At 72.2% G+C, this 22,393-nt stretch carries 18 protein-coding genes and 2 pseudogenes; 18 read left to right on the top strand and 2 right to left on the bottom strand.

All coding sequences use genetic code 11. The features are described 5' to 3' along the window. Nucleotides 1–25 precede the first annotated feature (25 nt). The 17 genes and pseudogenes from gatC (at nucleotide 26) to ilvC (ending at nucleotide 19,034) form a co-directional block, all read left to right on the top strand. Complete coding sequence (gatC, locus tag AC1C2W_RS19450; RefSeq protein ID WP_495389818.1) at nucleotides 26–322, top strand: Asp-tRNA(Asn)/Glu-tRNA(Gln) amidotransferase subunit GatC; 297 nt, start codon at nucleotides 26–28, stop codon at nucleotides 320–322. 1 nt (nucleotide 323) lies between these two features. Beyond that, complete coding sequence (gene gatA, locus AC1C2W_RS19445) at nucleotides 324–1,844, top strand: Asp-tRNA(Asn)/Glu-tRNA(Gln) amidotransferase subunit GatA (RefSeq protein ID WP_495389817.1); 1,521 nt, start codon at nucleotides 324–326, stop codon at nucleotides 1,842–1,844. A 21-nt stretch (nucleotides 1,845–1,865) separates the two neighbouring features. Next, complete coding sequence (gene gatB, locus AC1C2W_RS19440) at nucleotides 1,866–3,374, top strand: Asp-tRNA(Asn)/Glu-tRNA(Gln) amidotransferase subunit GatB (RefSeq protein ID WP_495389816.1); 1,509 nt, start codon at nucleotides 1,866–1,868, stop codon at nucleotides 3,372–3,374. Then, nucleotides 3,371–3,952, top strand: coding sequence for a GNAT family N-acetyltransferase (locus AC1C2W_RS19435; RefSeq protein WP_495389815.1), 582 nt, complete (start codon nucleotides 3,371–3,373; stop codon nucleotides 3,950–3,952). Before gatB ends, AC1C2W_RS19435 begins: the two co-directional genes overlap by 4 nt. 92 nt (nucleotides 3,953–4,044) lie before the next feature. Further along, nucleotides 4,045–4,745, top strand: a pseudogene (gene allE / locus AC1C2W_RS19430) ((S)-ureidoglycine aminohydrolase). Nucleotides 4,746–4,822: 77 nt separating this feature from the next. Next, nucleotides 4,823–6,400, top strand: coding sequence for a peptide MFS transporter (locus AC1C2W_RS19425; RefSeq protein WP_495389814.1), 1,578 nt, complete (start codon nucleotides 4,823–4,825; stop codon nucleotides 6,398–6,400). A gap of 219 nt (nucleotides 6,401–6,619) precedes the next feature. Beyond that, nucleotides 6,620–8,482, top strand: coding sequence for a dihydroxy-acid dehydratase (gene ilvD / locus AC1C2W_RS19420; protein ID WP_495414044.1), 1,863 nt, complete (start codon nucleotides 6,620–6,622; stop codon nucleotides 8,480–8,482). A 110-nt stretch (nucleotides 8,483–8,592) separates the two neighbouring features. Beyond that, a complete protein-coding gene (gene ilvD, locus AC1C2W_RS19415; protein ID WP_495389812.1) occupies nucleotides 8,593–10,305 on the top strand; it encodes a dihydroxy-acid dehydratase in 1,713 nt (570 codons plus the stop codon). A gap of 70 nt (nucleotides 10,306–10,375) precedes the next feature. Beyond that, nucleotides 10,376–10,690, top strand: coding sequence for a 4a-hydroxytetrahydrobiopterin dehydratase (locus tag AC1C2W_RS19410; RefSeq protein ID WP_495414043.1), 315 nt, complete (start codon nucleotides 10,376–10,378; stop codon nucleotides 10,688–10,690). 192 nt (nucleotides 10,691–10,882) lie between these two features. Beyond that, nucleotides 10,883–11,065, top strand: a pseudogene (locus AC1C2W_RS19405) (carboxymuconolactone decarboxylase family protein); the annotation flags it as partial. Between the two features lie 50 nt (nucleotides 11,066–11,115). Beyond that, nucleotides 11,116–11,403 carry a hypothetical protein gene (locus tag AC1C2W_RS19400; protein WP_495414042.1) on the top strand — a complete coding sequence of 96 codons (288 nt, stop codon included), beginning with the start codon at nucleotides 11,116–11,118 and terminating at the stop codon, nucleotides 11,401–11,403. Nucleotides 11,404–11,513: 110 nt separating this feature from the next. Beyond that, entirely contained in the window at nucleotides 11,514–12,866 is a 1,353-nt protein-coding gene (locus AC1C2W_RS19395; RefSeq protein ID WP_495389809.1) for a 4a-hydroxytetrahydrobiopterin dehydratase, read from the top strand. Nucleotides 12,867–13,034: 168 nt separating this feature from the next. Further along, nucleotides 13,035–14,087 carry an ABC transporter ATP-binding protein gene (locus AC1C2W_RS19390; RefSeq protein WP_495389835.1) on the top strand — a complete coding sequence of 351 codons (1,053 nt, stop codon included), beginning with the start codon at nucleotides 13,035–13,037 and terminating at the stop codon, nucleotides 14,085–14,087. Then, nucleotides 14,084–15,172: a DUF2705 family protein gene (locus AC1C2W_RS19385; protein ID WP_495389808.1), complete on the top strand. Its 1,089-nt coding sequence runs from the start codon at nucleotides 14,084–14,086 to the stop codon at nucleotides 15,170–15,172. Before AC1C2W_RS19390 ends, AC1C2W_RS19385 begins: the two co-directional genes overlap by 4 nt. A 284-nt stretch (nucleotides 15,173–15,456) precedes the next feature. After that, nucleotides 15,457–17,286 carry an acetolactate synthase large subunit gene (locus AC1C2W_RS19380; protein WP_495414041.1) on the top strand — a complete coding sequence of 610 codons (1,830 nt, stop codon included), beginning with the start codon at nucleotides 15,457–15,459 and terminating at the stop codon, nucleotides 17,284–17,286. A gap of 124 nt (nucleotides 17,287–17,410) precedes the next feature. After that, a complete protein-coding gene (ilvN, locus tag AC1C2W_RS19375) occupies nucleotides 17,411–17,932 on the top strand; it encodes an acetolactate synthase small subunit (RefSeq protein WP_495389806.1) in 522 nt (173 codons plus the stop codon). A 73-nt stretch (nucleotides 17,933–18,005) separates the two neighbouring features. Then, nucleotides 18,006–19,034, top strand: a complete 1,029-nt coding sequence (gene ilvC, locus AC1C2W_RS19370; RefSeq protein ID WP_495389805.1) for a ketol-acid reductoisomerase — start codon at nucleotides 18,006–18,008, stop codon at nucleotides 19,032–19,034. Between the two features lie 79 nt (nucleotides 19,035–19,113). On the opposite strand, the gene AC1C2W_RS19365 is transcribed toward ilvC, so the two are convergent. Further along, a complete protein-coding gene (locus AC1C2W_RS19365; RefSeq protein WP_495414040.1) occupies nucleotides 19,114–19,554 on the bottom strand; it encodes an NUDIX hydrolase in 441 nt (146 codons plus the stop codon). Between the two features lie 17 nt (nucleotides 19,555–19,571). Between AC1C2W_RS19365 and AC1C2W_RS19360 the strand changes: the two genes are divergently transcribed. Next, nucleotides 19,572–20,102, top strand: a complete 531-nt coding sequence (locus AC1C2W_RS19360; RefSeq protein ID WP_495389803.1) for an ASCH domain-containing protein — start codon at nucleotides 19,572–19,574, stop codon at nucleotides 20,100–20,102. On the opposite strand, the gene AC1C2W_RS19355 is transcribed toward AC1C2W_RS19360, so the two are convergent. After that, nucleotides 20,080–21,834, bottom strand: coding sequence for an HNH endonuclease signature motif containing protein (locus AC1C2W_RS19355; RefSeq protein WP_495414039.1), 1,755 nt, complete (start codon nucleotides 21,832–21,834; stop codon nucleotides 20,080–20,082). The genes AC1C2W_RS19360 and AC1C2W_RS19355 overlap by 23 nt on opposite strands. Nucleotides 21,835–22,393 lie beyond the last annotated feature (559 nt).

The following is a 22,393-nucleotide window of genomic DNA, read 5'->3' as shown; positions in this document are numbered from 1 at the left end:
TGTCCCGACCACTAGACTGGCGGCCATGTCCACCATCTCCCGAGACGAGGTCGCGCGCGTCGCCGCCCTGGCCCGGATCGACCTGCGCGACGACGAGGCCGACCGGCTCGCGGGCGAGCTCGACGTCATCGTCGACTCCATCGCCCGCGTGCGCGAGGTCGCCACCCCCGACGTGCCCGCGACCAGCCACCCGCTGCCCATGACGAACGTGTTCCGCGAGGACGTGCCGCAGCCGGCGCTGCCCGTGGACGACGTGCTCGCCGCCGCGCCGGACGCCCAGGGCGGCCGGTTCGCCGTGCCGCAGATCCTCGGGGAGGAGTGAGATGACCGACCTGACCCGCCTCACCGCCGCGGGCCTCGCCGAGGCCCTCGCCGCCGGGGAGACCACGAGCGTTGAGGCCACCCGCGCCCACCTCGACCGGATCGCGGCGGTGGACGGCGACGTGCACGCCTTCCTGCACGTGAGCTCCGACGACGCGCTGGCCACGGCCGCCGACGTCGACGCGCGCCGGGCCGCCGGCGAGGAGCTGCACGCGCTGGCCGGTGTGCCGATCGCCGTCAAGGACGTCGTCGTCACGAAGGGCATGCCGTCCACGGCGGGCTCGAAGATCCTCGAGGGCTGGATCCCGCCCTACGACGCGACGCTCGTCGAGAAGCTCCGCGCCGCGGGCCTACCGATTCTCGGCAAGACGAACATGGACGAGTTCGCCATGGGCTCCTCCACCGAGCACTCCGCCTACGGCAACACGCACAACCCGTGGGACCTCGACCGCATCCCCGGCGGCTCGGGCGGCGGCTCCGCGGCCGCGGTCGCGGCCTTCGAGGCTCCCCTCGCGATCGGCACCGACACCGGCGGCTCGATCCGCCAGCCGGGTGCCGTCACCGGCACCGTCGGCGTCAAGCCCACCTACGGCGGCGTCTCGCGCTACGGCCTCATCGCGATGGCCTCGTCCCTCGACCAGGCCGGCCCGGTGACGCGCACGGTGCTGGACTCGGCGCTGCTGCACGAGCTCATCGGCGGCCACGACCCGCGCGACTCGACGTCCATCCCCGAGCCGCTGCCGCCGCTGGTCGCCGCGGCCCGCCAGGGCGCGCTGGGCGACCTGTCCGGCCTGCGGATCGGCGTCGTGACGCAGCTGCAGGGCGAGGGCTACCAGCCGGGCGTGCTCGCGCGGTTCCACGAGTCCCTCGAGCTGCTGACCAAGGCGGGCGCCGAGATCGTCGAGGTCTCCTGCCCGAGCTTCGACTACGCGCTTGCCGCCTATTACCTGATCATGCCGGCGGAGGCGTCGAGCAACCTCGCGAAGTTCGACGGCATGCGCTTCGGCCTGCGCGTCGAGCCCGAGGACGGGCCCGTGACGGCGGAGCGGGTCATGGGCGCCACCCGCGGCGCCGGCTTCGGCGACGAGGTGAAGCGCCGCGTCATCCTCGGCACCTACGCGCTGAGCGCGGGCTACTACGACGCGTACTACGGCAGCGCGCAGAAGGTGCGCACGCTCATCCAGCGCGACTTCGCCGCCGCCTTCGGGCAGGCCGACGTGCTGGTCTCGCCCACCGCGCCGACCACGGCGTTCAAGCTGGGCGAGAAGCTCGACGACCCGCTCGCGATGTACCTCAACGACGTGGCGACGATCCCGGCCAACCTCGCCGGGGTGCCGGGCATGTCCGTGCCGAACGGGCTGGCTGCTTCGTCGGAGGGTGGTGCCGGCCTGCCAACAGGTTTCCAGATCCTCGCGCCGGCCAAGGCGGACGACCGCCTGTACCGCGTCGGCGCCGCGCTCGAGTCGGCCCTCGAGTCCACCTGGGGCGCCCCCCTGCTCGCCCGCGCACCCGAGCTCGGCTGACGGAGAAAGGAGACCATCGCTGTGACCATCACGACCCCTGCTCTCGTCGCCTACGACGACGCCGTGCGCCGCTACGACCCGGTGCTCGGCATCGAGGTGCACGTCGAGCTCGGCACCCGAACCAAGATGTTCTGCCCGGCCGAGGTGTCCTTCGGCGCGGAGCCGAACACCCAGACCACCCCGGTGAGCCTCGGCCTGCCCGGCGCGCTGCCGGTCCTCAACGGCACCGCCGTCGAGTACGCGATCCGGATCGGCCTGGCGCTGAACTGTCAGATCGCCGAGACCTGCCGCTTCGCCCGGAAGAACTACTTCTACCCGGACGTGCCGAAGAACTTCCAGACGTCGCAGTACGACGAGCCGATCGCATTCGAGGGCTGGCTCGACGTCGAGCTCGAGGACGGCACGGTGTACCGCGTCGAGATCGAGCGCGCGCACATGGAGGAGGACGCCGGCAAGAACACGCACGTCGGCGGATCCGCCGGGCGGATCCACGGCGCCGAGTACTCGCTCGTGGACTACAACCGTGCCGGCATCCCCCTCGTGGAGATCGTCACGAAGCCGATCACCGGCACGGGCGAGCGCGCGCCCGAGGTCGCCCGCGCCTACGTCCAGGCGCTGCGCGACATCTTCCGCACGCTCGACATCTCCGAGGCGCGCATGGAGCGCGGCAACGTCCGCGCCGACGTCAACCTCTCGCTGCGGCCGACCCCGGAGTCCCCGCTGGGCACCCGGACGGAGACCAAGAACGTCAACTCGTTCCGCTCCGTCGAGCGCTCGGTCCGGTACGAGGTCTCGCGCCAGGCCGCCATCCTCGACGCCGGCCAGACCGTGATCCAGGAGACGCGGCACTTCCACGAGGAGGACGGCAGCACGTCGCCCGGCCGCGTGAAGTCGGACGCGGAGGACTACCGGTACTTCCCCGAGCCCGACCTCGTGCCGGTGGCCCCGTCGCGGGAGTGGGTCGAGGAGATCCGCGCCACGCTCCCTGAGCTGCCGCAGGCGCGCCGGCGCCGGCTGCACGACGAGTGGGGCTACGCCGACGCCGAGATGCGCGACGTCGTCAACGCGGCGGCTCTCGACATCATCGAGGCGACCGTTGCCGCGGGCGCCACGCCCGCCGCCGCCCGCAAGTGGTGGATGGGCGAGCTGGCCCGCCGCGCCAAGCAGGACGAGGTGGAGCTGGCCGAGCTCGCGATCACCCCCGCCCAGATCGGCGAGCTCCAGCAGCTCGTCGACGCCGGGCGGATCAACGACAAGATCGCCCGGCAGGTGCTCGACGGCGTGCTTGCCGGGGAGGGCGGTCCTGAGGAGGTCGTCGTGGCCCGCGGCCTGGAGGTCGTCTCGGACGACGGCCCCCTGCTCGCGGCGATCGACGAGGCGCTCGCGGCCCAGCCCGACGTCGTGGAGAAGGTGCGCGGCGGCAACCAGGGGCCGGTCGGGGCCATCATCGGCGCCGTGATGAAGGCGACCAGGGGCCAGGCGGACGCCAAGCGCGTGCGTGAGCTGGTCCTGGAGAGGATCGCCGGGTGAGGTCGCCGGTCCTGCACGGCGAGCTGGTGCGGCTGCGCCCCCTCGAGGCGCGGGACGCCGACCGGCTCTGGGCGTCGTTGCGCGACCCCGAGAGCGCGCGGCTGTCGGGGATGGGCACGAACGGCGCGTCCACCCGCGCGGAGGTCGACGCCTGGGCGGCGACCGCCGCGGACCGGCCCGGACGCTACGACTGGGCGGTCACGTCGGCCGCGGTGCGCGACGGCGAGCTCGTCAGCGACGACCTCCTGGGCGAGATCTCGCTCGACCAGGTCGACCTCGACCTGCTCTCGGCGAACCTGCGCCTGCGGATGATGCCCGACTACCGTGGCCGCGGCTACGGCCGCGAGGCCATCGCCGAGGTGCTGCGGTTCGCGTTCGCGACCGAGGGCCCCGGGCTGCACCGGGTGAGCCTGTCGGTGTCGAGCATGAACCCGCGGGCGCGGGCCCTCTACGAGTCCCTGGGGTTCCGCGAGGAGGGTCGCCTGCGCGACGCCCTCCGCGACGGCGACGGCTGGACCGACGCCGTGGTGATGAGCATCCTCGAGGACGAGTTCCACGCGGGTTTCGGCACCGACTGAACTGTGCGTGAGCGACCTTGACACCGGCCCGACGAGGAGTGTGACGTGACCAGCCGCCCCAGACCACGCGCTACTACACCCCGCAGGGCGGGCTGCCCGACCAGTCGGAGCTCCTGACGGACCGCGCGATCGTCACCGAGGCGTACACCGTCATCCCGCGCGGCGTGCTGCGCGACATCGTCACCTCGAACCTGCCCGGCTGGGAGAAGACCCGACTGTGGGTGCTCGCCCGACGGTGCAGTCGGTCGTCTTCGTCACCGAGGGCACGCTCGTGCTGACGGTCGGCGGCACGGAGCACACGCTCGAACCGGGCGGCTACGCCTACCTCGCGGCCGGCGACGACTGGTCGCTGCACAACCGGTCGGACGCCAAGGCCACCTTCCAGTGGGTCCGCAAGGTGTACGAGCCGATCGAGGGCCACCGGGCCACCACGTTCGTCACTCGCGATCAGGACGTCGAGCCGCGCCCGATGCCGGACACCGACGGCGCGTGGGCCACCACGCGCTTCGTCGACCCGGACGACCTTGCGCACGGCATGCACGTGAACATCGTGACGTTCCAGCCCGGCGGCTCCATCCCGTTCGCGGAGACGCACATCATGGAGCACGGCCTGTACGTGCTCGAGGGCAAGGCGGTCTACCGCCTCAACGGCGACTGGGTGGAGGTCCAGGAGGGCGACTTCATGTGGCTGCGGGCCTTCTGCCCGCAGGCCTGCTACGCCGGCGGCCCCAAGCCGTTCCGCGACCTGCTCTACAAGGACGTCAACCGGCAGGTGAAGCTCGACCGTCGCTGACCCGATCGTCGACCCGGCCCACCGTGGCCCCACCGCTCGCGTCGCAGGCCTCGCGAGCCGGTGGGAGCATCGAAGGCATGGCTGCACGCGGTGACGCGGGGGACCGCGAGTTCGAGGTCGAGCCCGACGCGGGTGCGCCCCCCGGTCCCGGGACCCCGGCGGCCGCCGGACCGATCGCGGGGGACCACGGGTTCTTCGGCCATCCCATGGGGCTGATGACGCTCTTCACCACGGAGCTGTGGGAGCGGTTCAGCTACTACGGGATGCGCGCCATCCTGCTGTACTACCTCACGGACACCGTGGCCAACGGCGGCCTCGCCATCGACGACACCACGGGCGCCGCCCTCGTGTCGATCTACGGCACCGGCGTCTACCTGCTGTCCGTCGTGGGCGGCTGGCTCGCCGACCGCGTCATCGGGTCGCGCCGGTCCGTGCTCTACGGCGGGATCATCATCGCCGCCGGCCACGTCGCGCTGGCGATCCCCGGGATCGGCTTCTCCACGATGGGCATCGCCCTCGTCGCCATCGGCACCGGACTGCTCAAGCCGAACGTCTCGTCGATGGTCGGGGAGCTGTACGCGCGCGAGGACCCGCGTCGCGACTCGGCGTTCTCGATCTTCTACATGGGCATCAACCTGGGGTCGTTCTTCTCGCCGATCATCGTCGGGATCGTGCAGCGGGCGTTCGGTTACCACGCGGGCTTCCTCGTCGCCGCGGTCGGCATGGCCGTCGCGCTCGTGTTCTTCGTCGCGGGCCGCCGATACCTCGGCAAGGCGGGGGCGTACGTGCCCAACCCCGTCGCCCGGGAGGAGTACCCGAAGATCGCGCGGCTCTTCGCGATCATCCTCGGCGCGATCGTTCTCGTCGCTCTCGTGGCCGTCCTCGTGTCGGGCGGGTTCACGGTCAGCACGTTCATCGACACGCTCGCCTACCTGGCTCTTCTGGCGCCGATCGCCTACTTCGTGGTGATGTACCGCTCGCCCAAGGTGACCGACGCCGAGCGTCCGCGCGTCGTGGCGTACATCCCGCTGTTCGTCGCCGCGATGCTCTTCTGGATGATCTTCGAGCAGGCCGCGACGACCCTCTCGGTGTTCGCGCGCGACCGCACGCAGCTCGACATCTTCGGCGTCGAGATCAGCCCGGCGTTCTTCCAGTCGGTCAACCCGCTCGCGATCATCGTCCTGGCGCCGGTCTTCGCATGGATCTGGATCAAGTCGGACGACCGGCCCTCGACCGCCAACAAGTTCGCCCTCGGCCTGACGTTCGTGGCCCTGTCGTTCCTCGGGCTGGCGTTCGCGTCGTCCGTGGCGGGTGACGCGCGGGTGCCGGCCTGGGTGCTCGTGGCCGTGTACGTGGTGCAGACCGTCGGAGAGCTCTGTCTCTCGCCGGTCGGGCTCGCCGCGACGACGCTGCTCGCGCCGAAGGCCTTCCGCTCGCAGGCGATGGCGCTGTGGTTCCTCGCCCCGGCCGCGGGCCAGGCGATCACGGCGCAGGTCATCCAGGCCACCGAGGGTGTGTCGGACACCGTCTACTTCGGGGGGATGGGCGCCGTGGCGCTCGTCTTCGGGCTCGCGCTGTTCGCCCTCGCGCCGTGGGTCACGCGGCACATCCGACACGCGGACGAGCTGGAGGGCGTGCACACGGCGGGCGGGTGACCGCCGGGAGGCGGCCCAGGGCGCGCCCCAGCCCCCACGTGTCGCCGGCCCGAATCGAGCCCAGGTAGCCCGTCGTGGGGAGCTGCCCTCCAGCCACGCGTTCTCGCGGAAACTGACCACGGGTCGGACGAATGCCCGCGATCCGGGACGGCGGGCGTAGCGTGCCCGTGCGTCGCCGTCGTCCGCCGCGGCGCGGCACCGTTCGTCGAAGGAGCTGACATGAGCCGTCCCCTGCGCTCTCGGACATCCACCCACGGCCGCAACATGTCCGGTGCCCGCGCGCTCTGGCGCGCCACCGGCATGGGGTCGGAGGACTTCGGCAAACCGATCATCGCGATCGCGAACTCGTACACGCAGTTCGTCCCCGGCCACGTGCACCTCAAGGACATGGGCGACCTCGTCGCCTCGGCGATCCGTGAGGCCGGCGGCGTCTCCAAGGAGTTCAACACGATCGCGGTGGACGACGGCATCGCGATGGGACACGCGGGGATGCTCTATTCCCTGCCCAGCCGCGACCTCATCGCCGACTCGGTCGAGTACATGGTGGGCGCGCACTGCGCCGATGCCCTCGTGTGCATCTCCAACTGCGACAAGATCACGCCCGGCATGCTCAACGCCGCGCTGCGCCTCAACATCCCCGTGATCTTCGTGTCGGGCGGACCGATGGAGGCCGGCAAGGCCATCGTCGCGGACGGCGTCGCCAAGACCCCGCTCAACCTGATCAACGCGATCAACTACTCGGCCGACGACAACGTGTCCGACGACGCGCTCGCCCAGGTCGAGGAGAACGCCTGCCCCACCTGTGGCTCGTGCTCCGGGATGTTCACCGCGAACTCGATGAACTGCCTCACCGAGGCGCTCGGCCTCTCGCTGCCGGGCAACGGCTCCACGCTCGCCACACACTCCGCCCGCAAGGAGCTCTTCCTCGACGCCGGCCGCACGATCGTCGACCTCGCGCGGCGCTACTACGAGGACGAGGACGACTCGGCCGCACCCCGCTCGATCGCGACGAAGGCGGCGTTCGCCAACGCGATGACGCTCGACGTCGCCATGGGCGGCTCCACGAACACGGTGCTGCACATCCTCGCCGCCGCCCAGGAGGGCGGGATCGACTTCGACCTCACGGACATCGAGGAGATCAGCCGCCGGGTGCCCTGCCTGAGCAAGGTCGCGCCGAACCACCCGAACTTCCACATGGAGGACGTGCACCGCGCCGGCGGCATCCCCGCGCTGCTCGGGGAGCTGGACCGCGCCGGCCTGCTCGACCAGGACGTCACCTCCGTGCACACGCCGACGCTGCGGGCCTGGCTCGACGACTGGGACGTGCGCGGCGGCAAGGCCACCGACCGTGCGACCGAGCTCTTCCACGCCGCCCCCGGCGGGGTGCGCACCACCCAGGCGTTCTCCACCTCCAACGTGTGGGAGGCCCTCGACACCGACGCCGCCGACGGCTGCATCCGCGACCTCGAGCACGCGTACACGGTCGAGGGCGGCCTCGCGGTGCTGCGCGGCAACCTCGCCACCGACGGCGCCGTGTTCAAGACCGCCGGGGTCGACCCGGACGTCTTCCACTTCGTCGGCAAGGCGCTCGTCTGCGAGTCGCAGGACGAGGCCGTCGAGAAGATCCTCACCAAGCAGGTCGAGCCCGGGCACGTCGTCGTCGTGCGCTACGAGGGCCCGGCGGGTGGGCCCGGCATGCAGGAGATGCTCTACCCGACGTCGTACATCAAGGGCCGCGGCCTGGGCAAGGTGTGCGCGCTCATCACCGACGGCCGGTTCTCCGGCGGGTCGAGCGGCATCTCGGTGGGGCACATCTCCCCGGAGGCGGCCGCCGGCGGCACGATCGGCCTGATCGAGGACGGCGACGAGATCGAGATCGACGTCGACACCCGGCTGATCCGCGTCAACGTGCCCGACGAGGTGCTCGCCGAGCGGCGCGCCAAGATGGAGGCCAGCGAGAACCCCTGGCAGCCGCTGAACCGCGACCGCTACGTGTCCCCGGCCCTGCAGGCGTACGCCGCGATGGCGACGTCGGCCGACCGCGGCGCCGTGCGCGACGTGTCGCTCATCTCCCGCCGCTGACCCACCCGCTGGTTGAGCCCGTCGAAACCACGCCGCTGGTTTCGACGGGCTCAACTGGCGTGCGGGGTTTCGACGGGCTCAACCGGCGGGGGGTTCGTAGTGTCGAGCCCATGAGCACCGACGCTGCGACCACGCCTGACCTCAAGCCCCGCTCCCGGCAGGTGACCGACGGCCTGGAGGCGACGGCGGCGCGCGGGATGCTGCGCGCCGTCGGCCTGGGCGACGACGACTTCGCGAAACCGCAGATCGGCGTCGCGAGCTCGTGGAACGAGATCACGCCGTGCAACCTTTCGCTCGACCGGCTCGCGCAGGCCGTGAAGAACGGCGTGCACGCCGGCGGGGGGTACCCGCTCGAGTTCGGCACCATCTCCGTCTCCGACGGCATCTCCATGGGGCACGAGGGGATGCATTTCTCGCTCGTGTCACGCGACGTCATCGCCGACTCCGTGGAGACGGTGATGCAGGCCGAGCGGCTCGACGGCTCCGTGCTGCTCGCCGGGTGCGACAAGTCGTTGCCCGGCATGCTCATGGCCGCCGCGCGCCTCGACCTCGCGAGCGTGTTCCTCTACGCGGGCTCGATCATGCCGGGCTGGGTGAAGCTGTCGGACGGCACCGAGAAGGACGTGACGATCATCGACGCGTTCGAGGCCGTGGGGGCGTGCGCGCGCGGGCTCATGAGCCGGGACGACGTCGACCGGATCGAGCGCGCGATCTGCCCCGGCGAGGGGGCGTGCGGCGGGATGTACACCGCGAACACGATGGCGTCCGCGGCCGAGGCGCTGGGCATGTCCCTGCCCGGGTCGGCCGCGCCGCCGTCGGCGGACCGGCGCCGCGACGCGTTCGCGCACGCGTCGGGCGAGGCCGTGGTCGAGATGCTGCGCCGCGGCATCACCGCCCGGCAGATCCTCACCAAGGAGGCGTTCGAGAACGCGATCGCCGTGGTGATGGCGTTCGGCGGGTCAACCAACGCGGTGCTGCACCTGCTGGCCATCGCGCACGAGGCGGAGGTGGACCTCACGCTCGACGACTTCTCCCGCGTGGCCGACCGCGTGCCGCACCTCGGCGACCTCAAGCCGTTCGGCCGCTACGTGATGAACGACGTCGACCGCATCGGCGGCGTGCCCGTCGTGATGAAGGCGCTGCTGGACGCCGGGCTCCTGCACGGCGACTGCCTCACCGTGACCGGCCGCACCGTGGCGGAGAACCTCGCCGAGATCGCGCCGCCCGACCCGGACGGCAAGATCCTGCGCGCCCTGGACCGCCCCATCCATCCGACCGGCGGCATCACGATCCTGCACGGCTCGCTGGCGCCCGACGGCGCCGTCGTGAAGTCCGCAGGTTTCGACTCCGACGTCTTCGAGGGCACGGCCCGCGTGTTCGAGCGCGAGCGCGGCGCGCTCGACGCGCTCGAGGACGGCACGATCACCGCGGGCGACGTCGTCGTGATCCGCTACGAGGGGCCGAAGGGTGGGCCTGGCATGCGCGAGATGCTCGCGATCACGGGTGCGATCAAGGGCGCCGGGCTCGGCAAGGACGTGCTGCTCATCACCGACGGGCGGTTCTCCGGCGGCACCACCGGGCTGTGCGTGGGGCATATCGCGCCCGAGGCCGTGGACGCCGGGCCGATCGCGTTCGTGCGCGACGGCGACCGCATCCGGCTCGACGTCGCGCGCAAGACGCTCGACCTGCTGGTGGACGACGCCGAGCTCGCCGACCGCCGGTCGGCGGACTGGGCGCCGGTGCCGCACGGCTACACCCGCGGCGTACTCGCCAAGTACACGAAGCTCGTGGGCTCGGCGTCGCGCGGCGCCGTGCTGGGCTGACCGGGCACGGGTGCGCGGGCATCCCGGGGGAGCGCGGGCGAACTGCGCCCGGACGGGCGATGCTGGGCACATGAGCGACACGATCACGCCCGAGGAGTTCACCACCGCCGACGGAGTCGCCGCATGGCGCGCGGAGGACGGATCCGCCGAGGCGACGTTCCGCACGGGCTCGTTCGCGGCGGGGGTGCGGTTCGTCGACGCGATCGGCGAGATCGCCGACGCCCTGGACCACCACCCGGACGTGGACCTGCGCTACCCGGCCGTCACCGTGCGCACGTCGTCCCACGACGTCGGCGGGCTGTCGGCGCGGGACGTGAAGCTCGCCCGGCAGATCAGCGAGGCCGCCCGCGAGCTGGAGATCCCGCCGGAGCCGGCGCGTACCTGACGGCGTCGTACGGTACGCGGCGCGACGCCCGCGCACCGTAGTCGTAGTCGTAGTCGTAGTCGTAGTCGTAGTCGTAGTCGTAGTCGTAGTCGTAGTCGTAGTCGTCGACGAAGCGGGCGAGCGTGAGCTGCCCGAGCCGGGCCGGCCGGGCGCCGGACCGTCGGCGCTCCTCGGCGAGCGCGGGCGCCAGCGCTGCGGGGACCGCGCCCCAGGCCAGCCCGACCGCGGGGGAGAGCGTCTTGCTGGCCGTGCCCGCGTAGACGACGTGCTCGGGGGCGAGGGCCTGCAGCCTCGGCCGCGGACGCCGAACGCGCTGGGCTGGACCCCGCGCAACGCGAGCTGGTCCGCCTGCGCGCCTCGCAGATCAACGGCTGCGCCTACTGCGTAGACCTGCACTCGACGGCGGCGACGGAGGTCGGGTCGACGTGCAGCGGCGGCTGGCGCTGCCAGTCTGGCGCGAGTCGAGCGTCTTCACGGTGGCCGAGCGCGCCGCGCTCGAGCTCGCCGGGGCCGTGGTGCGCGTCTCGGCCGCGGAGGTGCCCGGCTCCGTCGTCGACGCCCTCGTGGCCGAGGTCGGGGAGGAGCCGCCGCCGCGGTGCTCGCCCTCGTGGTCACGGTGGTGGCCTGGAACGGCATCGGCGCGACCGCACGCTGCTGGCGCCCGCCCGGCGCGCCCGCTGACCCGCCGAGCCGCTGACCCGCCGGGCCGCTGACCTGTCGAACCGTCGAGTCGCTGGCCTGCCGAGCCGTCGAATCGCCCAGCGCGCGCGTGGTTCGCGTGCGCGCGGCAGGGTGGGCGGAGGCGACGGCGACGGGAGCGACCATGTCCGAGGGCACGACGGGTGAGACCGGGCAGCCGGGCGACGAGATCACGCCGGCGCAGTTCGAGGCCGCGGAGGGAACCGGCGACTGGCGTGCGCTCGCCCGCGGGGCGTCCGCATTGTTCCGCACCCGGTCGCTGGGCGAGGGCGCGGTCCTCGTCGAGCACGTGCGGGTGCTGGCCGACGGCGCCGACCACCATCCCGACGTCGACCTGAGGCCCGAGGGCGTGGTCGTGCGCGTCGCGTCCCACGACATCGACGGCCTGAGCGGGCGCGACGTCGCCCTGGCCCGCGAGATCTCCGCGACCGCGGCCGGCCTCGGTCTGGCGGCTGATCCGGCGTCCGTTCAGGACGTGGACCTCACGTTCGACGCCTCCGACCGCGAGCGGATCATGCCGTTCTGGGGCGCCGTGCTCGGGCACCGACGCTCCGACGAGGACCTCCTCGACCCGCACGGGAGGTGGCCGGGCATCTGGTTCCAGGAGATGGACGAGCCCCGGCCCCTGCGCAACCGGCTGCACCTCGACGTCTTCGTGCCCCACGACGAGCGGGGCCCGCGCGTGGACGCGGCGCTCGCGGCCGGCGGGCGCGTCACCACCGAGGAGTTCATCCCCCACTGGTGGACGCTGGCCGACGCGGAGGGCAACGAGGCCGACGTCCTGGCGTGGGAGGGGTTCGACGAGGACCTGGCCGAGGGCCTGCTCACGCCCGAGGAGTTCCGCGCCGCGGGCGGCGTCGACGACTGGCGGGTGTTGCAGGGCGCCGCCGCCCACTACGCGACGGACGGGTTCGACCCCGGCGTCGAGCTGGTCGCGCGGGCGGCCCGGATCGCCGAGGACGTCGGGGTGCCGCTGTTCGCCGACCTGCGGTACGCGGGTGTCACGCTGCGGGTGGGCCCGCCCGAGGACGGCTGGATCGACGCCGGCCGGCTGGCCGTGGCGCAGCGCGCGCAGGAGGCAGCCCGCGACCTGGGGCTGCGCGCGGAGCCGGCGGCGCTCCGCGACGTGCAGCTCACGTTCGACGCGCTCGACGTCGGTGCGGTGCAGCGGTTCTGGGCCGCGGCCCTGGGCTACGCGCCACGCGGCGACACCGACCTGTACGACCCGCTGCTGCGCGGCCCGTCGGTCTTCCTCCAGCCGATGCGCTCCCCGCGCGACCAGCGCAACCGCGTCCACGTGGACGTCCGGGTCCCGGCCGACGCCGCGGACGCGCGGGTCGCCGCCGCCGTCGCGGCCGGCGGCCGCGTGGTCCGGGACGCCGAGTCGCCGTTCTGGCGCACGGTCGCCGACCCGGAGGGCAACGAGGTGGACATCGCCGTGATCCCCGGCCGCGCGGAGGCCTGGCGCGCGGGCTGAGCCGCGCCTGGCGGACCCGCCGCGGGAGCCCTGGACGACCCCTGTGACCAGCGCCGTCGGCCCGCTATGCTCCCGGTGGGAGCCGGCGCCGGTCGGGTCGGACCAGGCCTGCGGGAGCACGGCCACGAGGAGGTGGCGGTGACCCTGCCCGAGGGCGGAGACCTGGCAATGGGCGGAGACCTGGCGATCGAGACGCGAGGCCTGCGCAAGACGTACCGCAGCGTGCGGGGAAGGTCGGTCGGGGTCGAGAGCCTCGACCTGCAGGTGCCGGTCGGCGGCGTGCACGGATTCCTCGGCCCCAACGGGTCGGGCAAGACGACCACGATCCGCATGCTGCTGGGGCTGGTGCGTCCGGACCGCGGTTCGGCCACGATCTTCGGGCGCGAGGTGCCGAAGCGGCTGCCGGAGGTCGTCGGGCGGGTCGGCGCCATCGTCGAGAGCCCCAAGTTCTTCCCGGCGTTCAGCGCCCGGCGCAACCTGGCGCTGCTCGCCGACGCGATCGACGCGCCCCCGGGCCGCGTGGACGCTGTCATCGACGAGGTCGGGCTCACGGGCCGGGCCAGGGACAAGTACCGCACGTACTCCCTCGGCATGAAGCAGCGGCTCGCGATAGGCGCGACCCTGCTGAAGGACCCCGACCTGCTCATCTTCGACGAGCCCACCAACGGCCTCGACCCAGCCGGCATCCGGGAGATCCGCCAGACCATGCGCGGGCTGGCGGACCAGGGCAAGACGGTGCTGGTCTCGAGCCACATCCTCGCGGAGGTGGAGCAGATCGCGGACACGGTCTCCATCGTGGCCCGGGGCCGGCTCGTCGCCGCCGGGCGGGTGGCCGACCTGCTCGGTACGGACTCCGCGACGCGGTCGGTGCGCCTGCGGGTCGCGGCGCAGGACGTGACGATCGCGACCAGCGTGCTGGAGACAAGCGGCCTGCTGGTGCGGCGCGAGCACGACGCGCTCGTGGTCGACGGCGCGCCCGACGCCGCGCAGGTGAACCGCGCGCTCGGTGAGCGGGGCGTCTGGGTGCACGAGCTGACGCCCCTGCAGCCGGACCTCGAGTCCGTCTTCCTCGGCCTCACCGCGCACGAGACGCCGGGCGGGCACACGCACCGCGGCGACCGCACCAAGCGGGCCGGCGCGGCGCCCGTACCGGCCCACGGGGGCGCGCCCGAGTCGTCGAGCCGGCCGGCGAGCCTGCCCACGGCGGGGGTGGAGTCATGATGCGACTGCTGCGGGTCGAGCTGCGCCGGCTGTGGGCGCGCCGCGTCACCCGGTGGGCCAGTGTCGGCGTCCTCGCGCTGGTGGCGCTGAGCGTGGCCACTTCCTACGCCACGGCGAAGCCGCCGAGCCCGCAGGAGGTCGCCGCGGCGGAGGCCTCCTACGCGGCGGAGCTGGAGATGTGGGAGGACGACGGCGCCGAGATGGTCGCCGAGTGCGAGGAGTCGGCCGAGGCCGAGGGCGCCACCTCCGAGGAGTGGAGCTGCGACGACTTGGGCCCCCGGCTCGAGTACTACCTGCCGCCCTCGGAGACGTTCGTCCCCGACGCCGAACAGACCGAGATGATGTTCGGCGCGGAGGACAGCCGCACGGACGACGCCGGGACCGCCGCCGCGGTGGAGGAGATCCAGGGCTCGGTGTGGAACGGCTGGGCGGGGCTGTCCTCCCTCGACGACCTCGCGATGCTCCTGCTCATGGTCGCGCTGGTGGTCGGCATCAGCTTCGTCACCGCCGAGGTCAACAGCGGATCGCTGGGCATGTGGCTCACGTTCGAGCCCCGCCGGCAGCGCGTGTACTGGTCCAAGGCGGCGGCCGCCGCGGTCGGCACGATCCCGCTCGTCCTGGTGGGCTTCGCGCTGTTGGTCGGGACCTCCTACGCGACGTTCGCCCACTTCGGCACGCTGGGCGACATGACGGGCGAGGTCTGGGCCGAGGTCGCGGCCTACACGGGGCGGCTCGTGGCGGCCGGGATCGTCCTGGCCGCGGTGGGCGTCGCGCTGGGCGTGCTGCTCAGGCACGCCGCCGCCGCGGTCGGCGTCGTGGCCGTGGTCGCCTGGGGCAGCCTGGTGTTCGGCTACCCGCTGGGCGAGCTGCAACGCTGGCTCCCGACCACGGGCCTGACGGCGTGGCTCCAGGGCGGGGCGGTGTATACCGTCGACACCTGCTCGCCGGGCACGGACGGCATGTACGAGTGCGTCTCGGTCGACCGCGTGGTGACCACGGCCCAGGGCGGCCTGCTGGTCCTCGGCATCGCGGCGGTCCTGACGCTGCTCGCGGTCGTCGTCTTCCGACGTCGCGACGTGGGCTGACGAGCCCTGCCGATCGGCCGTCGTGAGCCCGGTGTCCCGCGCCCGTCCCGCACCCGTCCCGCATGGTGGGACACCGGGCTCACGACGTGACATCCCTGGGGCGCGGGCGTAACGTTCGATCCGTGCAGACGATTCTCGTAGTACTTCTTCCCGGGCGCGCCGGCTGAGGCCTCGCACCGCTTCGTCAGCGCGCTCACCCCTCGTCAGTCCCTGCATTCCGGGACCGGGGGGTTTTTCATTGCACCGACACTTTCGCCCCGCAGACCGACCGGCAGGAGAGACCGATGGTCCAGCCGAACCCGACCCCCGCCCAGGTGGCCGCGCGCACGACGACGCCGCGACCCGCCGACCGAGCCGTGTCCGGTGAGGAGGTCACCGGCGCCGAGTCGATCGTCCGCTCCCTCGAGTCGGTGGGCGTAGAGAACGTCTTCGGCATCCCGGGCGGCGCGATCCTTCCGCTCTACGACCCGCTCATGGACTCCAAGCAGATCCGCCACGTGCTGGTGCGGCACGAGCAGGGCGGCGGGCACGCGGCCGAGGGGTACGCCCACGCGACGGGCAAGGTCGGCGTCACGATGGCGACCTCGGGCCCCGGCGCGACCAACCTGGTGACGCCCATCGCGGACGCCCACATGGACTCCGTCCCGATGGTCGCGATCACCGGCCAGGTCGCCGAGTCGCTCATCGGTACCGACGGGTTCCAGGAGGCCGACATCGTCGGCATCACGATGCCGATCACCAAGCACTCCTACCTGGTCACCGACCCGGCGGAGATCCCGCGCACGATCGCCGAGGCGTTCCACATCGCGTCGACGGGCCGCCCGGGGCCGGTACTGGTCGACATCGCGAAGTCCGCGATGGCGGCCGCCACCACCTTCTCCTGGCCGCCCGAGCTGGCGCTGCCCGGCTATCACCCGGTGACCAAGCCGCACGCCAAGCAGATCCGCGAGGCGGCCAAGCTGCTCGCGACGGCGCGCCGGCCCGTGCTGTACGTGGGTGGCGGCGTGATCCGCGCGGGCGCGTCGGCGGAGCTGCGCCGGCTGGTCGACACGTCCGGGGCGGCCGTCGTCACGACGCTCACCGCCCGCGGCGCGGTGCCCGACAGCCACCCGCAGCAGCTGGGGATGCCCGGCATGCACGGCACGGTCCCCGCCGTCGCCGCACTGCAGAAGGCCGACCTCGTGGTCGCGCTGGGCGCCCGGTTCGACGACCGGGTGACCGGCCGGCTGTCGAGCTTCGCGCCGCACGCCGCCGTCGTGCACGCCGACATCGACCCCGCCGAGATCGGCAAGAACCGTCCCGTGGACGTCCCGATCGTGGGCGACCTGCGCGAGGTGATCGCCGACCTCGTCCCCGCGCTCGAGGTCGAGCACGCCAAGGTGGGCAAGCCGGACCTGGGCGCCTGGTGGCACCAGCTCGACACGTGGCGCGAGACATACCCCCTGGGCTTCACGGCCACCGCCGACGGACACCTGTCGCCGCAGCACGTGATCTCGCGGCTCGGCGCGCTGGCGGGGCCGGACGCGATCTACGCCGCGGGCGTGGGCCAGCACCAGATGTGGGCGGCGCAGTTCATCCGCTACGAGCGGCCCCGCAGCTGGCTGAACTCCGGGGGGCTCGGCACGATGGGCTTCGCCGTCCCGGCGGCCATGGGCGCCAAGGTGGGCGAGCCGGACCGCGAGGTGTGGGCCATCGACGGCGACGGCTGCTTCCAGATGACCAACCAGGAACTTGCCACCTGCGCGATCAACGACATCCCCATCAAGGTGGCGGTGATCAACAACAGCTCGCTGGGCATGGTGCGGCAGTGGCAGACGCTGTTCTACGACGAGCGGTACTCGAACACCGACCTGCACACCGGCCACGGCACGGTGCGCATCCCGGACTTCGTCAAGCTTGCCGACGCCTACGGCTGCGAGGGCATCCGGGTGGAGCACGAGCGCGACGTGGACGCCGCCATCAAGCGGGCGCAGGAGATCGACGACCGCCCCGTGGTCGTGGACTTCACCGTCTCGCGCGACGCGATGGTCTGGCCGATGGTCGCCGCCGGCGTGCCCAACGACGACATCCAGTACGCGCGTGGCATCTCGCCCGCGTGGGACCGGGAGGATTGAGCGGAATGAAGCGGAAGTTGAGGGCCGCAGCGAAGCAAGGCACTCGGCTGCAGCGGAATGCAGTCTCGATCCGACCCATGAACACCGAAGACTGACCGGCCGACGAGCAGAGACGGAGCCACTCATGTCGCGTCACACCCTGTCCGTGCTGGTCGAGAACAAGCCGGGCGTCCTCACCCGCGTCTCCGCGCTGTTCGCGCGCCGCGCGTACAACATCCACTCCCTCGCCGTGGGCCCCACCGAGCATGAGGAGATCTCGCGCATCACCGTGGTGGTCGACGTCGAGTCTCACCCGCTCGAGCACGTGACCAAGCAGCTCAACAAGCTGGTCAACGTCATCAAGATCGTCGAGCTCGACCCCGAGTCGTCCGTGCAGCGCGAGCTCATGCTCGTCAAGGTGCGGGCCGACGCGACCACGCGGTCGGGGGTGCTCGAGGTCGTCGAGCTGTTCCGTGCCCACGTCGTCGACGTCGTGCCCGACACGGTCGTCATCGAGGCGTCGGGTACCGACGCCAAGCTGTCCGCCCTGCTCGGGGCGCTCGAGCCCTACGGCGTCCGCGAGATCGTGAAGTCCGGCACCCTCGCGGTGGGCCGCGGCTCGCGATCCATCACCGACCGAGCGCTGGAGCGCGTGCGCACCGCCTGAGGCGGACGGCGTACCGTCACCCTGCCGGTGACCCACCGAAACCCACGAAGTACCGAGATCAAGGAGCATCACCGTGGCTGAGCTGTTCTACGACGACGACGCCGACCTGTCCATCATCCAGCAGCGCAAGGTCGCCGTCATCGGTTACGGCAGCCAGGGGCACGCGCACGCGCTGAACCTGCGTGACTCGGGCGTCGACGTCCGCGTGGGCCTGCGCGAGGGCTCGGCGTCCGTGAAGAAGGCCGAGGACGAGGGACTGCGCGTGCTGTCCGTCGCCGACGCCGTCAAGGAAGCCGACGTCGTCGTCATCCTCGCGCCGGACCAGGTGCAGCGGCACGTGTACCGCGACGACATCGCCCCGAACCTCAACGAGGGCGCGGCGCTCGTCTTCGGGCACGGCTTCAACATCCGCTTCGGCTACATCAAGCCCGAGGCCGGCCACGACGTGCTCATGGTCGCCCCCAAGGGCCCGGGCCACATCGTGCGCCGCGAGTACGTCGACGGCCGCGGCGTGCCGGTCATCGTCGCCGTCGAGCAGGACGCCTCCGGCTCCGCCTGGGGCCTCGCCCTGTCCTACGCGAAGGGCATCGGCGGCCTGCGCGCCGGCGGCATCAAGACCACCTTCACCGAGGAGACCGAGACCGACCTGTTCGGCGAGCAGGCCGTGCTGTGCGGTGGCGCCTCGCAGCTGGTCCAGTACGGCTTCGAGACCCTGACCGAGGCGGGCTACCAGCCCGAGGTCGCGTACTTCGAGGTGCTGCACGAGCTGAAGCTCATCGTCGACCTCATGGTCGAGGGCGGCATCGCCAAGCAGCGCTGGTCGGTCTCCGACACGGCCGAGTACGGCGACTATGTCTCAGGCCCGCGGGTCATCGACCCGCACGTCAAGGAGAACATGAAGGCGGTGCTCGCGGACATCCAGAACGGTGCCTTCGCCGAGCGCTTCATCGCCGACCAGGACGCCGGCGCGCCGGAGTTCACCGCCCTGCGCGAGAAGGGCGAGGCGCACCCGATCGAGACCACCGGTCGCGAGCTGCGCAAGATGTTCTCGTGGATCAAGCCCGCTGACTCCGACTACACGGAGGGCAGTGCCGCTCGCTGACCCACACCGTCAGCAGCGACGCGCGCGGCCGCCGCCCGGGAGACCCCCGGCCGGCGGCCGCACGTGCGTCCGGCGGGTGTCAGTCCAGCAGGCCGGCCCAGCGCCGGACGACGTCCACGAGCTCTACACGGTCGAGGGCGTCGACGTCGGCCAGCCGGTGCCACGCGACGTCGTCGGTGGAGCCGTTGGCCTCGGCGGTGAGCTCGCCGCCGACAACGTGCGCGCGGTAGACGATCCGGATGCCGTGCAGCGGCTGGTCCAGCGGGACGTCGTCGACCACCCGGCCCCCGGTGGGGATGACGATGCTGTCCACCCCGAGCAAGCCGTCGAGCACGACGTGGTAGCCGGTCTCCTCGCGCAGCTCGCGGACGGTCGCGTCCTCCGGGTGCTCGCCGGGATCGACGCCCCCGCCAGGCATCGTCCAGCCGGAGCCTGCAGGGCTGGACCAGTGGGGCAACAGGATCTGTCCGTCCTCGACGACGAGGGCGTAGGCGGCGACGCGGGTGTCCACACCGGTCATCCTGGCAGGATGGGCCCATGACCGACGACGCGAACCCGGGGCTGGACGACACCGAGCAGGCCGACAGCATCACCCGGTTCTGGGACGCTGCCCGGCCGAGCGCCGGCCGCACCAGCCACGGCGGTGCGGTGGGCGAGCGGTCGGAGAACGTGGTGCCCCCGCCGGCCTGGGCGTTCGGCGACAACCCGGCGCTCGCGGACGCGCTCCTGGCTTTCGTCCTCGACGGGACCAAGACGGCCACGGCGTCGCTCGTCGTCGAATACGAGGTGGCTGAGGAGCCGCTCCCGGGCAAGGGGGACCTGTCGATCCTGCTCGACGGCGAGGGGGAGCCGCGGGCCCTGATCCGCACGACGCGGGTCGAGACGGTGCCGTTCGACCAGGTCACGGCCGAGCACGCCTATCTCGAGGGCGAGGACGACCGCACCTTGGAGTCGTGGCGCACGGAGCACGAGCGCTTCTGGCGTCGCACGCAGGCTGCCGCCGGAGGCGAGTTCGACCCGTCGATGCAGGTCGTGTGCGAGCGGTTCAAGGTCCTGTTCCGCGACTGAGAGCTGCGCGTGAATCGTCCGGTGCGTCGTGGTCCGGTGGTTCGTGACCGTGGGGCACCGTGCGGTGGCGGGTGGTGTCGATGGGCTCTGTTCGGGTGATGTGGGTGCGGCCCGTGGGCGAGGTCCATTCGAGGGTGCTGCCCCAGCCGGTTCCCGATTCGCCCGCGGCGGGGACCCGGGCGACCTGCCATGACGACTGGTGCTTGAGGACATGATGTCGGCGGCAGAGCGCCGTGAGGTTGGTGGCGCTGGTGGCGCCGCCATCGACCCAGGCGGTGGTGTGGTCGAGGTCGGCCGTCCGTGCGGGGTGCGTGCAGCCGGGGAAGCGGCAGGTGGTGTCGCGGGTCGTGACGAGGTTCTTGAGGTCGGCGGGCACCGCGTAGGTGGTACGGCCGACGGACAGGACGGTGCCGGTCTCGGGATGGGTCAGGATCCGCCGGAGCGAGGGTGCCAGGGCGGTGAGCCGCCGGGCCGTTTCCGGGTCGATGGGGACGTGGCCGTTCATGGTGGCCGGGGCGTCGGTGATGCCGAGCAGGGTCAGCGCGGGCACGGTGACCGTGACCTGGGGGCGGATCGAGCGCGCGAGGGACGCCATCGCGGATTGCTCGTGCAGCAGCACGGCGATGCGGTCGTCGCCTGCGTCGCCTGCGTCGCCTGCGTCGCCTGCGTCGCCTGCGTCGTCCGCGTCGTCCGCGTCGTCCGCGTCGTGAACGTCGGCTGGGGTGGAGTGGCCGACGGGGGAGCGGTCGAGGGTGCCGTCGTCGAGAAGCAGGGCCGCGAGGGTGTCGGCGCGGGCCTGGCCGAGGGTGCGCCCGTCCCGGATGTTCTCGCCGCCGATGCCACGGGTGCCGCTGGTGCGGTCATCGGCGATGAGGTGTCGTGCGGTGCGGGTGATCCGGTCGTAGGCGGCGTGCGCGAGGGCGGCGGGCAAGCTGGCGACCAGCCAGGCCATGCCGTCGGCGCCGTCGTCGAGCCAGACGGAGCGACGGGTGACGGCTTCGGTATGGCGGACGTCGGCCGGGACCGGGTGTGCGGTCTCGCGGGCGCAGCGGGCGTGGCGCCCGAGCTGGGCGGGGGTGCACGTGACGGTGTCGGTGCCGACGGCCGTGGTCAGGACCGAGGTTTCGACGTGGGCGGCCTCGGCAGAGGTGAGGTCGGCCACGTGCTTGGACACCGCGATGGCGTGCGCCCACGAGAGTCGTCCCGCGCGGAGGGCTGCGAGGGTCGCGGGTGCTTTGCCGGTCAGGGTGAGGGCATGGTCGGCCAGGGTGCCCGCGGCGTGCTCCCCGACGTGCAGGGTGGTCGCGAGCTCGGCGGTGACGGCACGACGGGCGAGCTCCAGGCGTCGTGCGCTCGGCGCCGAGCGCACGACCGGGTCGGTGTCGTCGACCAGATCGAGCTCCAGCGCCTCGGCCAGCACCATGACGTGCGCGACGAGCTCCGCCCGTCGGGCGTGCAGCGTGGCGACCCGGGCCTCGATGGCGGTGATCTCGTCCAGCGCGGTGTCCAGGTCCGCCAGCGTCGGCACCGTGCGGGCACCGAGTGCAGCGGCCGTCCGGCTCTGACCGCCCGGTCCGGTGGGTCGGCGTTCCGCGTCCAGAAGCTCGGTGATTCCCGGCGCCCAGGTCCGCGCCATCCCCGCCAGCCGGGACGCCTCCTGGCGCATCCGCGCGACATCGTCCGCCGGGGCGGCGGCCCTGTCAGCCGCACGGTCGGGGAGCGTCGTCGTCATACCCCGAGTCTACCGGGATTCGAACACCTGTTCTAGACCCTCAGTCAGATCTGTGGACGATCGTGTCATCTCGCAGGACATCGGTGACAGTTCCAGCGATCTTGGTGGTGACACTTCGTCGTCGCTGAGGCTGTTGGGATGGCTGCCAGCGAACCTGTCGATCCTCGTGTCCGTCTCGCGATCTCGAGGTGGCCGGATGACGCGCCGCGCGGGTCGGTGACGACGTTCTGTGTGGAGTACGGCATCTCGCGCAAGTCGTTCTACGAGCTGCGCAGGCGTGCGCGGTCGACGGGCCGCACCCGGCATCAAGTACGTCGGCAACGGACGACCCCGCGGGCCTCGCCCCAAGATCGCCGAAGCGTTACCAAAGTCCTGACATACCGATCGTCACCCATGTCCTGATGCAGAACCGTCACCGACGTCCTGAGACATCACATCTGGGGACGATTGCGCGCCGGGTGCGCTCCGAGGGCGTGGGTGCGCAACTGAGAGCGCTATTCACGTGGCCTGGCGGTAGAACTCGAGGTTGGTGATCATGTGGATCACGCTTGGTAGTTCG

It is taken from the genome of Isoptericola sp. Y581, assembly GCF_059445475.1.
Note: the sequence above shows the minus strand (reverse complement) of the source record. Positions and strands in the feature narration are given on the sequence as shown.